The following is a 12,382-nucleotide window of genomic DNA, read 5'->3' on the forward strand; positions in this document are numbered from 1 at the left end:
CGGGCTTTTCTCACGCCCGTGAGTACGTCCGGCCCTTCCAGGCCGCGCCCCGGCCGCGCCAGTGCTGCACCGCCGAGTCCACCGTCATCAGCAGGTACAGCGAGGCCGTGAACGGCAGCAGCAGCACGGCCGCGGCCGGCTGCCCGTAGTACCGGACCATCGGCAGATAGGTGCCCGCCATCAGCGCCCAGGCCGCCCCGCCGGCCGCCGCCACCGCCGGAGCCCCCGCGACCAGCCCGGCCACCGTCGCCACCGGCGGCACCAGGTACACCAGCGCCAGCCCCAGCACCGTTCCGAGCAGCAGCGGCGGCGAATGCCTCAACTGGGCGTACGCGCTGCGGGACACCATCCGCCACAACTGCTCCAACCGCGGGTACGGACGGACGCTGTCCACCTGCTCCGCCAGGCCCAGCCAGATCCGCCCGCCCGAGGACTTCACCGCCCGGGCCAGCGACACATCGTCGATCACCGCCCCCCGGATCGCCGCCACCCCGCCCGCGCGCTCCAGCGCATCCCGCCGCACCAGGGAACAGCCGCCCGCCGCGGCCGCCGTCCGGGCGCCGGGTCGGTTGCTCCGGCGGAACGGGTAGAGCTGGGCGAAGAAGTAGACGAAGGCCGGGACGATCAGCCGCTCCCAGCCGGTCTCCGCCCGCAGCCGGGCCATCTGCGACACCAGGTCGAGCCCGTTGCTCTCGGCGGCGGCCACCAGGTCGGCCAGCGAATCCGGGCCGTGCGCGATGTCCGCGTCCGTCAGCAGCAGATACTCGACGTCCGGACCGGCCAGCTCCACCCCGTGCCGCAGCGCCCACAGCTTGCCCGTCCAGCCGGACGGCAGCGGGGGAGGGGTGGTCACGGTCAGCTCCAGCCCGTCCATCGTCCGCAGCTCCGCGGCCAGTGCGCCGGTGTCGTCCGAGCTGTGGTCGTCCACCAGGATCACCCGCGCCCGCCCCGGGTACTTCTGCGCCAGCAGTGTCGGCAGACTCAGCGGCAGCACCGCCGCCTCGTCCCGGGCCGGTACCACGACCGCCACCCACGGCCACCGCACCGGCGGGCGACGCGGCGGCAGCCGCACGTCGGTGCGCCAGAACGATCCGTGGCAGCACGCCAGCCAGAGCCAGACCAGCAGGGAGAACGCGGCGATCCACAGCAGGACGGTCACCCCGGAAGTCTGCCGCAGAACGGGCTCCGTCGGGAGGATCGACTAAAGTCTTGCCCCGTGAAGATCGCACTGATGGACTCCGGAATCGGCCTGCTGGCCGCCGCCGCCGCCGTTCGGAAGCTGCGGCCGGACGCCGATCTGGTGCTCTCTTCCAACCCGGCCTCGATGCCGTGGGGGCCGCGCACACCCGAAAAGATCACCGAGCTGGCCCTCGGCTGCTGCCGGGCGGCGGCCGCGTACGAACCCGACGCGCTGGTGATCGCCTGCAACACCGCCTCGGTCCACGCGCTCGCCACCCTGCGCACCGAACTGGAGCCCGGACTGCCCGTCATCGGCACCGTCCCGGCGATCAAGCCCGCCGCCGCACTCGGCGGCCGCGTCGCCATCTGGGCCACCCCGGCCACCACCGGCAGCGCCTACCAGCGCGGCCTGATCCGCGACTTCGGCGGCACCGCCGAGGTCACCGAGGTCGCCTGCCCGGGCCTCGCGGACGCCGTCGAGCACGGGGACGACGACGCCATCACCAGCGCCATCGCCGACGCCGCCGCCCGTACGCCGGTGGGCACCGACACGATCGTGCTCGGCTGCACCCACTACGAACTCGTCGAGGACCGCATCCGCGCCGCGGTCGCCCCCACCGCCTCCGCGGCCCTCACCTTCCACGGCTCCGCCGACGCCGTCGCCGCCCAGGCCCTCCGCCGCATCGCCGACCCCACCCGCACCGGCACCGGCACCCTCACCGTCCTCCACGCGGGCGCCCCGGCCACCCTCCCCGAGGCCGCCGCCCTCTACCCCCAGGGCCGCTCCCTGGCCACCCTCATCCCCTGACGGGAGCGTCGGCCCAGCCGACTTCTCATCCTGCGGCTTCCCGACCGACTCGAACGGGTCGCCCGGCCGGCAGCTTCTCGGCCGTTCGCACGGGAAGTCGGCCAGGTCGACTTCCTGCGCGGCGTGGGCCTTCCCGAAGCTTGAGACCGAGCTGAATCAGCCATCCCCCGGGCTTGGCCGCGCGGGCACGGTGTGTGCCAGAGCGGCATTGTGCTTTCGGGCCCGATGCCTTCGGTGGGAGCCGCTCGGTCGCACCCCACCGGAGCGGCATTGTGCTTTCGGGCCCGATGCCTTCGGTGGGAGCCGCTCGGTCGCACCCCACCGGTGCCCGCGCGGAAGCTCGTGCGCCGTCCGGGCAGGCTGCGTGCCTGAGAGGCACGCAGCCTGCCGCATGAACGAACCGAGCGGCTGGTCGGACGTGGACCGCCCTGTGCCGTCGCGGCGAGGCATGGGCCGGAGCGAGTCCGCCGCCGTGGGGAAGCCGAGTCCCGGCTGGCTTCCCCACGGCGGGGGTGGTGTCAGGCGACCGCTTGGCGGCGCCAGCGGCGGTAGGCGGGTTCGAGGCCGGAGAGGATGGTGTCGAAGCGGCGGGTGCTGGTGGTGGAGTCGACCTGGAGGCGGCTGATCTGGAGGGGGTGGGTGGGGAGGCGGGGGCCGAGGCGGTGGTCGGAGAGGAAGCCGAGGCGGTAGCCCAGTTCCTGCAGGACGGTTTCGGCACGGGGGTCGTGGCCGCCGTCGGGGTAGGCGAAGGCGGTCGGGGGTTCGCCGAGCCAGCGGGTGAGGGCTTCGTGGGCGCCGGTGATCTCGGCGCGGACGGTGGCGTCGTCGCAGCGGCCGAGGCACGGGTGCCCCTGGGTGTGGTTGCCGATGGCGACGCCACCGTCCCGCAGGGCGAGCAGGTCGGCGGGGGTGAGTTGTTCCTGGCGGGGCGGTCGGCGGTCCGCGCTGGCCCGCAGCTCGTGCAGGCTGCGGCGTCGGTCCGGGTCGGGCATGGCCTTGAGCCGCAGGAGCAGCTGGGACGGGCGGCCGCAGTCGAGCGAGCGGGCGCGGCCGCCGTGGCGGGCGAGGAAGTCGGCCTCGTGCCACCAGAAGGGGCGCTCGGTGCCGATGAGCTCGGAGATGACGAAGGCGGTCGCGGGGATGCCCCGCGCGTCGAGGGCGGGCAGGGCGTGGGTGAGGACGCTTCGGTCGGCGTCGTCGAAAGTGACCAGGACACTGCGCGGCGGCAGCGGCCGCCGCTCGGTGACGGCCTGGAGCACGGCTTCGAGTGAGACCGGGGTGGCCAGTCTTCGCAGCCGGTCGAGCTGGGCGCCGAAGGAGCGGTGGTCGGTCACCCCGTGGTACGCGAGGACGGCGAGCCGCTGGGCGGCCCGGGCCCGGAACAGGGGTTGCACGGGGGCGAACCGCAGCCATTCGCCCCGCGCGTCCTGTCGTTCCGTCTCGGCGTGCCCCGCGGTGACGGGCGTCCGGTGCGGGTCGGCGCCGGGATGGTCGGCGCGGTAGTGGTCGGCCGCCCACCCGGTGGGCGGCGGTAGCGCCCGCACGCCGGGCACGGGCCTGGCGCGGGCGATGGAGATCGGTGTGGTGGACTGGGTTTGCGGCAACGGTTCCCCCTCGGTCGCCGAGCGGCGTGGCGGTCCCGCCGGAGGACGGAGCCCGGCCTCCGACTCCAGGAGGCGGCGGCTCCGCTCCCTGGGTATTCCGGTTCATTGGTGGGGGGTTCTCACCCGTCCCGTGAACGGCTCCTGGATCACTCGATGTCATTGAGACCGCTGCCCCGCATGGATGGTTGTACCGGGGGGACGAGGATTTTTCGTGGACTGATTGTGGAGCAGGAACACGGCTCCGCGGGTCGGGAGCACCCCCGTACGGCCGGTTGCCCTGAGTGTCGGATCCCTCGCTCCCCGCGGGCTGCCGCGGGCGCGCGCCCGGGGTACCTTGGGCTCATGGCAGATGCGGACCGTGATCCCTTGCACCTGCACGGTGCGAGCCGGATGGCCCGGGCGTGCAGCGGTGGAGCCCTGGTCACCCACCAGATCCCGTTGGCGATGGTCGGCCTGGCCTGCCTGGCGCTGGGCATCGTCGTGGCCGTGATGGTTCCGGACAGTGACGGACCGGCCTGGGCGATGGCGGTGGCCGGCTGCCTGGCGGCGGGGGTCCTGTTGCTCGGCCGGATCGCCTTCGGGGTGTTGCGTGACCGGCGGCGCGCCACGCTCTAGCGGGAACGGAGCCGGACCCGAGCCGTCACCCGGGAACTGTTGAGCGATAGATCAACAGATCGAGTGAAATTGGTCAGATTGACCGAATTCCATCTTGTCCGACAATCCGAGGCCCCCTCTTTCACCATTCCCGGACAACCACTTCATTCTCCCCTTACTGTGAATAGATTCTTGCGACTCGGAGCGCCGTGGAGGGGAGCGATGAGCGGCAGACCGGGTGTGGCCGCGTCCGTCGCCGGCCCGCCCCGTCGGCCCGCACGGCGACCACCCGTAAGGCGACCACATGTACGGCCACCACCCCGTACGGTGACCTCCCCCCGGCGATCAGCCGGGGTGGCTGGATAGGCTCGCGGCATGGCCATTCCCCCCTTCCTCGCCGAACTCCGCTCCATGGTCGGCACCCGCCCGCTCTGGCTGAGCTCCGTCGTCGCCGTCACCGTGGACGACCGGGGACGGGTGCTGCTCGCCCGCCGGGCCGACGACGGGCGCTGGGCGCCGGTCGGCGGCATCCTGGACCCCGGCGAGCAGCCCGCCGACGGGGTGGTGCGCGAGTGCCTGGAGGAGACCGGGGTGGTGGTCGTTCCCGAGCTGCTCGCCTCGGTCACCGTCTCGCCCCAGGTCACCTACCCGAACGGCGATGTGACGCAGTACCTGGTGCTCACCTTCCGCTGCCGGGCGGTCGGCGGCGAGGCACGGGTGAACGACGACGAGTCGCTGGAGGTCGGCTGGTTCGGGCTGGACGAGCTGCCGCCGATGATCGACACCGAGTACGAGCGGCTGCGCCACGCCCTGGAGTGCCAGGGCCCGGCGATCTTCAGCTGGGACGGCAAGGAGCGTCCGTGAAGCCCGTCGGCCCGCGGCCCCGTCAGATCTTCCCCTGCCGGTAGGCCTCCTCCGCCGCGTCCAGCACCGCCGTCAGGTCCCCGCCCGCCGTGGCGGTCGCCGTGGCGGCCACCGCGCCCTCCACGAACGGGGCGTTGGCGAAGCGGACCGGGAAGGGCAGGCCGTGCTCGTCGGCGTCCGAGAGCAGGGCCCGGACGGTGGTGACCGCCCCGCCCAGGTCGGCGAGCACCACCACGCCGTGCCCCTGGTCGACCCGCCGGGTGGCGGCGGCCACCAGTACCGCGCTGATGCCCGGCCCGTCGGTCGGATCGCCGCCGGTCGCGGCGACCGGCGTGGGGGAGTCGGATCCGGTCAGAGCGAGCGCCAGGTTGCGTACGGCGGTGGCCAGTTCCTGGCTGTGCGAGACCAGGACGATTCCGACCCGGCCGTGCGTGGCCGGCCGGGCGGGGGTCGGTCGGGGCCGCGGGGTGGGTACGGGTGGGGTGCGGGGTGCCGGGGGGTGGGCCGAGGGGGCGTCGGAGATGGGGATGACGTCTGCGCGGCTGCCGTCCCGGCGGCTCATCGGCTGCTCCCTAAGGCGGGGTCGTGGGCTGGGTGGTGGGTTCGGGGCCGTACGCGCCCTGGCAGCACTCTGGCAGCTGCCCCCGGCCCCCGTCGCTCGGGACACGCCTCCGGCGCGCCCGGACGAGCCGCAGCGGGCTCGGAGGGGCCCCACCGGGGCGCGTACGAGCCCCGGTGGGGCCCGACCGGGCCTCGACCGGGCCGCGAGGAGGGCGACGGGCGCCGTGGAGCCTCGACCGCTCCTGCGGCGGCGCTCCTGCGAGGCCCCGCCTCCCCGCCCGGTGGAGTCCTCGTCAACCCGCTGACCGGGCCCGGGCGGTGTGGCTAGGCTGGCCGTGGAATGTCGTCGGGAGGAGATCGGTCAGTGGCAGTGAACAGCGGGACGGGCATCGAGGAGGCCGGCGCCCAGCCGGAGCTCGCGCCGAACGGGAAGCCGAAGGTGGACTTCACCGGGGCCGAGTGGCTGTGCAGCAGCCAGGGCGTCGGGGACGTCCAGATCGCCTTCGTGGACGGGTACATCGGGATGCGGGACGGCCGCCAGGAGGACGGTCCGATCCTGGTCTTCACCCCGGCAGAGTGGCGGGCCTTCGTGCTCGGTGCCCGGGACGGCGAGTTCGACCTCACCTGAGGCCCGGCCTCACCGGGCCGCCGGCGCACCTGAGGCGCCGACACGTACCCGCGGAGCGGACCCCTCCGGCACGGACGTGCGCGGCGAGCGGGTCCGCTCCGCGGGTGGTTCGGCGGCTGATGTCGGCACCGAACATCACATCCGATGATTCTTTGAGCGTGCCCCGTCAGAATTTCTGTTGACTGTTAGACAAACGCAGCTCAGAGTATGAGCACAGGCAGACGCCGTGCCCACCGCCCCCACGCGGCCAGACACGGCGCCTGCTGTGCGGCCCGGCAGTATTGCCAGGCCATCCTCCCAGTCATCCCCTGCGCACCGGGGTGCGTCGGCCGGTCCCGGCCCACAAGGGGCCGGCAGTCGCCGGGAGGCTGGCGCCGAAGCCGAGAGCGACTCGGGTGACGGCGCCTTTTGCTCGGGACCCGCACGCCCCCACGCGGCGGCGTCCCGAGCAGATCCACGGGAGCGACGGGCCGGGGCCCCGCGGATCTGGCTCTTGTTGCATGGAACTGTTGGCTTGTGTGTTGTGCTGTGTGCGATGACGAAGCTGGGTGCTCGGCTTTTCGGCACGACAAGTGCACAGTGAGGGATACGCGTGTAGGGCCGCGTTGCGACATGCCGTCCCCCCGAAGGGTGAAACCCAGAACGGCTGTCGTGCTGAACCGAACGTAGCCCGGACGGTTGCTCAGAGTCAACATTGGTCTCTGAGCGTCGATCTCCCGCCGGTCCCGAGTCGGTGCCCCACCCACCTCGCGAGCGCGGTGTGCCGGGCACGTACGATGTTCCCATGTCATTTCTCCGCCGTCGCTCCGGACAGCCCGCCGGCCCGGACTTCGACGTGCTCGCGATGGACCCGGGCGACTGGCCCGGCGACTTCGGTGCGGCCATGATGACCGGCCCGGACGGCTCCTGCCAGGGGATTTTCCTGCGCTACGACCTGTTCGGCGGCAGAGGCCCGGCGATGTTCATCGGCAATCTCCCCGAGGGCTCGCCCGCCCGGGAGACCGGCGACAGCGTGCCCTTCGAGGTGCGGCAGCTGCTCGCGGCGCTGGAGAACGACGAGCCGGTCGAGTTCGTCTCGGCCGAGGACTTCCCGGTCATGCTCGGGGACGACCTGCTGATCGTGAAGAAGATCAAGGTCAGCGAGGAGCGCGTGTTCTGCGCCCAGTTCGGCCGCAGTGACGGCGTCCTGGTCACCATCGCGTCCTGGGACCGACCGATTTCGGACGACCTGTATCAGCTGCTGAAGCCGCTTCCGGCCGACATGTTCCAGCAGGGCTGACCGGGCGCGCCCCCGGGGCCCGGGCGCTGCTTGACGGTTTCGATCACCGGTTCGTACAGTCGCGGACATGTCGTGCCGCCTCCCGCTGTTGACCCGTCGCAGGCATCTCGACCTGCGGCGTACCGCCAGTGCGGTGTGTCCGGGGCGCTGAGGGGGATTCGTCCCCGTGGCGGCGGGCAGCCGGCCTGACCCGGTCGGCGCCGAATCCGGGGGCGGGCCGTGCGTCGACCTCCGGGGCCGCCGGCCGGTTCCGCACGCCCGTACGGCGTGCCGTACGCACCCGCTGAGCCCACGCTGCCGCCCGGAGGCACCAGCATCATGACGACCCGCCCTGTCACCGATCGTCCTACGAACGATCGTTCTCGAACCGAATCATCGGATTCCGGCCAGCCCACTTCCGAGCGGCTCACTTCCGGCCGTCCCGGTTCAAGCCACTCCGCGCCGCTCGCGCCCGACCGCACCGCGGTCGAGGCCGCCCTGGCCGGACTGCCCCGGGTGGTCGACCTGCTCGCCGCCCGCGCCGAGGAGCACGACCGCGACGCCACCTTCCCGTACCAGGGCGTCGAGGCCGTCCACGAGGCCGGGCTGCTCACCCTGACCGTCTCCCAGCGGTACGGCGGACCGGGCGGCACGCTTGCCGACACCGTCCGGATGCTCGCCCAACTCGGCCGCGGCGACGCCTCGGTGGCCGTGGTCACCGCCCTCACCCTGCTCCGGCACGCCGAGCAGGCCCGCCGCGCGACCTGGCCGACGGCCGGCTACCGGCGGCTGCTCACCGAGTCCCGGCGCGGGCCCGCGCTGGTCAACACCCTCCGGGCGGAGCCCGGGGGCCAGCCGGGTGGACTGCCGCGGACGGTGGCCCGACGGGACGACGACGGCTGGCTGCTGACCGGCCGGAAGACCTACTGCACCGGCGCCGAGGCCCTGGCCTGGATGGCGGTCACCGCGCGGACCGACGAGCCCGAGCCGAGGATCGGCATCTTCCTGGTCCGCGGCGAGAGCGAGGGCCTGGAGATCGACCCGACCTGGGACCAGCTCGGCCTGCGGGCCAGCGCCAGCCACGACGTGGTCCTCGACCAGGTGCGGGTGCCGGCCGAACTGGCGCTCGGCCTCGGTGCCCCCGGCCCCGGGCAGGAGGACGGCCCGGAGGCCGAACTCTCCCGTGCCTGGCAGGATCTGGCCCTCGCCGCAGTGGCGATCGGGGTCGCCCGGGCCGCCGAATCCTGGCTGGTTCGCTTCCTCGACCAGCGCACTCCGGCCAATCTGACCGAACCGCTCGGCACTCTGCCCCGTTACCGCTGCGCCCTCGGCGAGATCGAGGCCCACCTGATCGGCGCCGAGGAACTGGTCGAGGGCCTGGCCCTCCGGGTGGACCGGGGCGAGCCGGACGCCGTGGCGCGGACCGGTCCGGCTCACGTGCTGGCCACCCGGGCCGCCACCGCGGCGGTCCAGCAGGCCGTCGCGCTCACCGGCAACCCGGGGCTGAGCCGGCGTCACCCGCTGGAGCGCTACCTGCGGGACGTGCTCAGCAGTCGGGTGCACCTGGCGCCGGAGGAGGCCGTCCTGGAGGCCGCCGGCCGGGCCGCCCTGGAGCGCGGCGCCCGGCCCTGACAAGCCCGCGCCGTGACCGGCCCGTGCCGTGGCAAGTCCGTGCCGTAGCAAGCCGGTTCAGCGGGTCCCGACTGCGGCCCGGACGGCCCGACGGGCCAGCGCGGCGTCGTCGTAGAGGCGGCGGATCATGATCCGCTGCTCCTCGCCGGCGCCCGGCACGTCGTACAGCCGGATCTCCCGCATCAGCACCAGCACCAGGTTCACCAGGAACGCGTCCCGGGCCAGCGTGCCGCCGCTCTGGGCGAGTTGGCTGATCTGGCGGCGGGCGGCCGTGTCGCCGGAGAGCACGCTCCACAGCACCGCCAGGTCGTAGCCCGGCAGGTACCAGCCGGCCTGCTCCCAGTCGACCAGCACCGGGCCGGACGGCGCCAGCAGCATGTTGCTGAGCAGGGCGTCGCCGTGGCACAGCTGCAGCGGCGTGTGGCTGAGACCGTGCAGCAGACCGCGCAGGTCGCCGGCGTCCCGGTCGGTGAGCTGGCCCACCGAGTGGTAGCGGGCGATCTCCAATTGGTAGTCCAGGCGCGGCTGGAACACGTCGCTCGGCGGCCGCCAGAGGTTCAGCGTCCGGACCGCGCCGAGCAGCGCCCGCACCTCGCCCGGGGTGGGCGCGTTGACCGGGTGCCGCTCCCGCGCGGCGGGCCGGCCGGGAACGCGCTCCATGACCAGCACACAGCGGTCGTGGTCGGCCGCGACCAGCCGGGGCAGCCGCACCGGCGGGCGGTGCCGGACGAACGCCCGGTAGACCGCGACCTCGTGGTGGAAGTCCGCCACCAGCTGCTCGAAGTACTCACTCCGCACCGCCTGCGGCGCCAGGCACTTGGCGACCACCGGGGCCCGCCCGATGGTGCCCGCCACCAGGATGTGGCGGCTGCCCTCGCGCAGGACCTGGCGCGGGGTGAAAGCCGGACATATCCGCGCGACGCTCGCCAACGCGGCCCGTACCGCCGGGGTCTGCAGCGCCGACGGGTCGATCCGCTCGGGCGCGGCGGGCTGGCCGGGCCGGCGGGCCCGCAGCACCTGGCCGTCGGCCTGGCGGGCGAGCGGGAGGCGGTGGCCGGCCGGCGGGGCGGCCACCGGGCCGCTCAGTCCCAGCGCCGTACGGCCGGCCGGGACCCGGGCGTCCGTGGACCGGCCCTCGGTGCCCCGCGGAGCCACCGGGCGGCTCGCCGGGGGCGCCTGCTTCGGGCCGGGACGGCCGGCGGCTGCGGTGGGGGGGCGCAGCGCGGTGCGGGTCGCGGTCGGCGTGGGGGTCGTCGCTGAGGAGTACATGGGCTGAGGGTGGTCCCTTCCGGTCCGTCGGCGGGTTACCCCGCGGGGCGGGGGAGGGCCGGTGCCGTGTGCTTCCTGGTGCGACGGCGGCCCTGCTTCGGTCGGTGGGTGGTGCGCGGGCGCCGGGCACGGACGCGGGGTCGGAACCCCTGTTCGGCAGTGCTCCGGCCGTCCGCACCCTGGGGAATGCGGTCGGCCGGATCGCCGTGGCCGTGCCCGGCGCCCCCGCGCCACCCGGCCGCGCCACCCCCTCGGGTGATGACCGGGAGCGTCCCGTGCCACGGTCGGGGGACTGTCCCGACCCAGGTGGGACGCCGCCCGACCCGGGGGCGAGGTGGCGCACCCCTACAACACACCCGTCGGGCACTGGCTTAGTAGTCTGGCGGGCCCTGGCGAACGGTGGCGAATGCTCGCCTGGCACTTGCCGGAGCCTCTAGCCTCGGAGGAAGCCGAGGAACCTGGGGGCTTCATTGAGCAGGGGACCCAACACCCGACTCGCCGATCTGTTCGTCCTGACCGGATGGTCCAAGGGCGAGTTGGCGCGGCTGGTCAACCGTCGGGGTGCCGCGATGGGGCAGCAGCAGCTGTCCACCGACACGTCGAGGGTACGGCGTTGGATCGAGCAGGGGGAGATCCCGCGCGATCCGGTACCGAGGGTGCTGGCAGCCGTGTTCACGGAGCGGCTCGGACGTGTCGTCACCACTGAGGACCTCGGTCTGGAACGACACCGGCCCACCAGGTCCGGAGCGGAGCCGTCCGCAGCAGCGCCATGGTCGCCGGAGCGAACAGCCGCGGTCCTCACCGAGTTCACGGGAATGGACCTCATGCTGAACCGACGTGGATTGGTGGGTGCGGGAGCCGCGCTCACGGCCGGGGCGGTCATCGCCGACTCGCTGAAGGGCTGGCTGGGCGGGGACGCGGTCGCGTACGCGGCCTCGGTGCCCGGGCCCCGCCAGGTGGTCACCGGGGCCGGCGCGCGCCCGGTGGTGGACGTGTACGACGCGGGCCCGGTCGGGCTCGACGAGGTGGAGTCGCTGGAGCGCTCGGTGCAGGTGTTCCGCGCCTGGGACGCGGCGCGCGGCGGCGGGCTCCAGCGCAAGGCCGTGGTCGGTCAACTCAACGAGGTGGGCGGCCTTCTGACGCACCGCCACAGTCCGGTCGTGGAGCAGCGGTTGTGGCTGGTCGCGGCCAACCTCGCGGTGCTCGCGGGCTGGATGTCGCACGACGTGGGGCTGGAGCCCACTGCCCAGCGGTACTTCATGATCGCGGCCGAGGCGGCCAAGGAGGCCGGCGACCGGCCGCGGGCCGGTGAGGCGATCTCCCGGGCCGCGCGGCAGATGGTGCACCTGGGCCGGGCCGACGACGCGATCGACCTGATGTCGGCGGCCAAGGCCTCCGGCGGCCGGCTGCTGCCCAGAACACGCGCGATGTTCAACACCGTCGAGGCCTGGGCGCACGCCTCTATCGGGCACTCCCAGGACACCTACCGCCTCCTCGGCGAGGCCGAGGAACTGTTCACCGAGGAGGCGCCGGAGCCGCCGCCGAACTGGATGCAGGTCTTCGACGAGGCGGAGCTGCGCGGCATGCAGGCGCTGGTGCTGCGCACGCTGTCCGAGCACGACCAGGCGGCGGCTCCCCTGGCCCAGCGGCACGCGGAACAAGTGATCACCCTGCGGGAGGGCACCGGGCAACTGCGCTCGGCACTGTTCGACCGGATCACCCTGGCCTCGGTGCACTGGATCACCGGGGAGCCGGACGCGGCGGAGTTCCAGGCCAAGATGGTGATGAACCTGATCGGCCAGAACTCCTCGCACCGGACCTGGGACCGGCTGCGCGAGATGTACCGGCTGACCGCGCGGTACCGGGGGCTGCCGGTGGTGGACGAGCTGCGGGCGGAGCTCGGGCGGGAGTTGCGGGCGGCGGACACCAAGAACCGGCCGCGGCTGTCGTGAGGCGGGTGGTGACGGGCCGGGGTGCGGCCTCGG

General features: G+C 73.7%; 12 protein-coding genes. 8 read left to right on the forward strand and 4 right to left on the reverse strand.

What is annotated here, in order from left to right; all coding sequences use genetic code 11:
- Window positions 1-10 precede the first annotated feature (10 nt).
- Window positions 11-1,159 carry a glycosyltransferase gene (locus ACH4E7_RS34570; protein WP_396253118.1) on the reverse strand — a complete coding sequence of 383 codons (1,149 nt, stop codon included), beginning with the start codon at window positions 1,157-1,159 and terminating at the stop codon, window positions 11-13.
- 57 nt (window positions 1,160-1,216) lie between these two features.
- On the opposite strand from ACH4E7_RS34570, the gene ACH4E7_RS34575 reads away from it, so the two are divergent.
- The gene (locus ACH4E7_RS34575) at window positions 1,217-1,987 is read left to right on the forward strand and encodes a glutamate racemase (RefSeq protein ID WP_396253119.1); all 771 of its coding nucleotides are present in this window, start codon (window positions 1,217-1,219) and stop codon (window positions 1,985-1,987) included.
- Window positions 1,988-2,505: 518 nt separating this feature from the next.
- Here the strand turns inward: ACH4E7_RS34575 and ACH4E7_RS34580 are convergent.
- Complete coding sequence (locus ACH4E7_RS34580; protein WP_396253120.1) at window positions 2,506-3,591, reverse strand: polysaccharide deacetylase family protein; 1,086 nt, start codon at window positions 3,589-3,591, stop codon at window positions 2,506-2,508.
- A 342-nt stretch (window positions 3,592-3,933) separates the two neighbouring features.
- Between ACH4E7_RS34580 and ACH4E7_RS34585 the strand changes: the two genes are divergently transcribed.
- Together ACH4E7_RS34585 and ACH4E7_RS34590 are read left to right on the forward strand one after the other, a co-directional pair.
- Window positions 3,934-4,206, forward strand: a complete 273-nt coding sequence (locus tag ACH4E7_RS34585; protein ID WP_396253121.1) for a hypothetical protein — start codon at window positions 3,934-3,936, stop codon at window positions 4,204-4,206.
- A gap of 354 nt (window positions 4,207-4,560) precedes the next feature.
- Window positions 4,561-5,049 carry an NUDIX hydrolase gene (locus ACH4E7_RS34590; RefSeq protein WP_396253122.1) on the forward strand — a complete coding sequence of 163 codons (489 nt, stop codon included), beginning with the start codon at window positions 4,561-4,563 and terminating at the stop codon, window positions 5,047-5,049.
- A 22-nt stretch (window positions 5,050-5,071) separates the two neighbouring features.
- Here the strand turns inward: ACH4E7_RS34590 and ACH4E7_RS34595 are convergent, their stop codons facing one another.
- Entirely contained in the window at window positions 5,072-5,611 is a 540-nt protein-coding gene (locus ACH4E7_RS34595; RefSeq protein WP_396253123.1) for a PTS-dependent dihydroxyacetone kinase phosphotransferase subunit DhaM, read from the reverse strand.
- Window positions 5,612-5,980: 369 nt separating this feature from the next.
- Between ACH4E7_RS34595 and ACH4E7_RS34600 the strand changes: the two genes are divergently transcribed.
- The 4 genes from ACH4E7_RS34600 to ACH4E7_RS34615 all read left to right on the forward strand — a co-directional run bounded on the left by ACH4E7_RS34600 (window position 5,981) and on the right by ACH4E7_RS34615 (window position 9,128).
- Window positions 5,981-6,238: a DUF397 domain-containing protein gene (locus ACH4E7_RS34600; RefSeq protein ID WP_396253161.1), complete on the forward strand. Its 258-nt coding sequence runs from the start codon at window positions 5,981-5,983 to the stop codon at window positions 6,236-6,238.
- Between the two features lie 784 nt (window positions 6,239-7,022).
- Window positions 7,023-7,517, forward strand: coding sequence for a hypothetical protein (locus tag ACH4E7_RS34605; RefSeq protein WP_396253124.1), 495 nt, complete (start codon window positions 7,023-7,025; stop codon window positions 7,515-7,517).
- A 67-nt stretch (window positions 7,518-7,584) separates the two neighbouring features.
- Window positions 7,585-7,668: a putative leader peptide gene (locus ACH4E7_RS34610; RefSeq protein WP_396253162.1), complete on the forward strand. Its 84-nt coding sequence runs from the start codon at window positions 7,585-7,587 to the stop codon at window positions 7,666-7,668.
- 167 nt (window positions 7,669-7,835) lie between these two features.
- Complete coding sequence (locus ACH4E7_RS34615) at window positions 7,836-9,128, forward strand: acyl-CoA dehydrogenase family protein (protein ID WP_396253125.1); 1,293 nt, start codon at window positions 7,836-7,838, stop codon at window positions 9,126-9,128.
- A 57-nt stretch (window positions 9,129-9,185) separates the two neighbouring features.
- Here ACH4E7_RS34615 and ACH4E7_RS34620 read toward each other — a convergent pair whose 3' ends face one another.
- Complete coding sequence (locus ACH4E7_RS34620; protein ID WP_396253126.1) at window positions 9,186-10,397, reverse strand: phosphotransferase; 1,212 nt, start codon at window positions 10,395-10,397, stop codon at window positions 9,186-9,188.
- A 470-nt stretch (window positions 10,398-10,867) separates the two neighbouring features.
- Here ACH4E7_RS34620 and ACH4E7_RS34625 point away from each other — a divergent pair, with 470 nt between their 5' ends.
- A complete protein-coding gene (locus ACH4E7_RS34625) occupies window positions 10,868-12,349 on the forward strand; it encodes a hypothetical protein (protein WP_396253127.1) in 1,482 nt (493 codons plus the stop codon).
- Window positions 12,350-12,382: the final 33 nt, after the last annotated feature.

Origin of the sequence: Kitasatospora sp. NPDC018058 (genome assembly GCF_044327205.1) — a bacterium.
Taxonomy (GTDB): domain Bacteria; phylum Actinomycetota; class Actinomycetes; order Streptomycetales; family Streptomycetaceae; genus Kitasatospora.

Bases quoted from the DNA above. Each gene is read 5' to 3' on its own strand.
- ACH4E7_RS34585 (WP_396253121.1), top strand. From the start codon at position 3,934: ATGGCAGATGCGGACCGTGATCCCTTGCACCTGCACGGTGCGAGCCGG.
- ACH4E7_RS34590 (WP_396253122.1), top strand. From the start codon at position 4,561: ATGGCCATTCCCCCCTTCCTCGCCGAACTCCGCTCCATGGTCGGCACC.
- ACH4E7_RS34595 (WP_396253123.1), bottom strand. From the start codon at position 5,611: ATGAGCCGCCGGGACGGCAGCCGCGCAGACGTCATCCCCATCTCCGAC.
- ACH4E7_RS34605 (WP_396253124.1), top strand. From the start codon at position 7,023: ATGTCATTTCTCCGCCGTCGCTCCGGACAGCCCGCCGGCCCGGACTTC.
- ACH4E7_RS34610 (WP_396253162.1), top strand. From the start codon at position 7,585: ATGTCGTGCCGCCTCCCGCTGTTGACCCGTCGCAGGCATCTCGACCTG.
- ACH4E7_RS34615 (WP_396253125.1), top strand. From the start codon at position 7,836: ATGACGACCCGCCCTGTCACCGATCGTCCTACGAACGATCGTTCTCGA.
- ACH4E7_RS34620 (WP_396253126.1), bottom strand. From the start codon at position 10,397: ATGTACTCCTCAGCGACGACCCCCACGCCGACCGCGACCCGCACCGCG.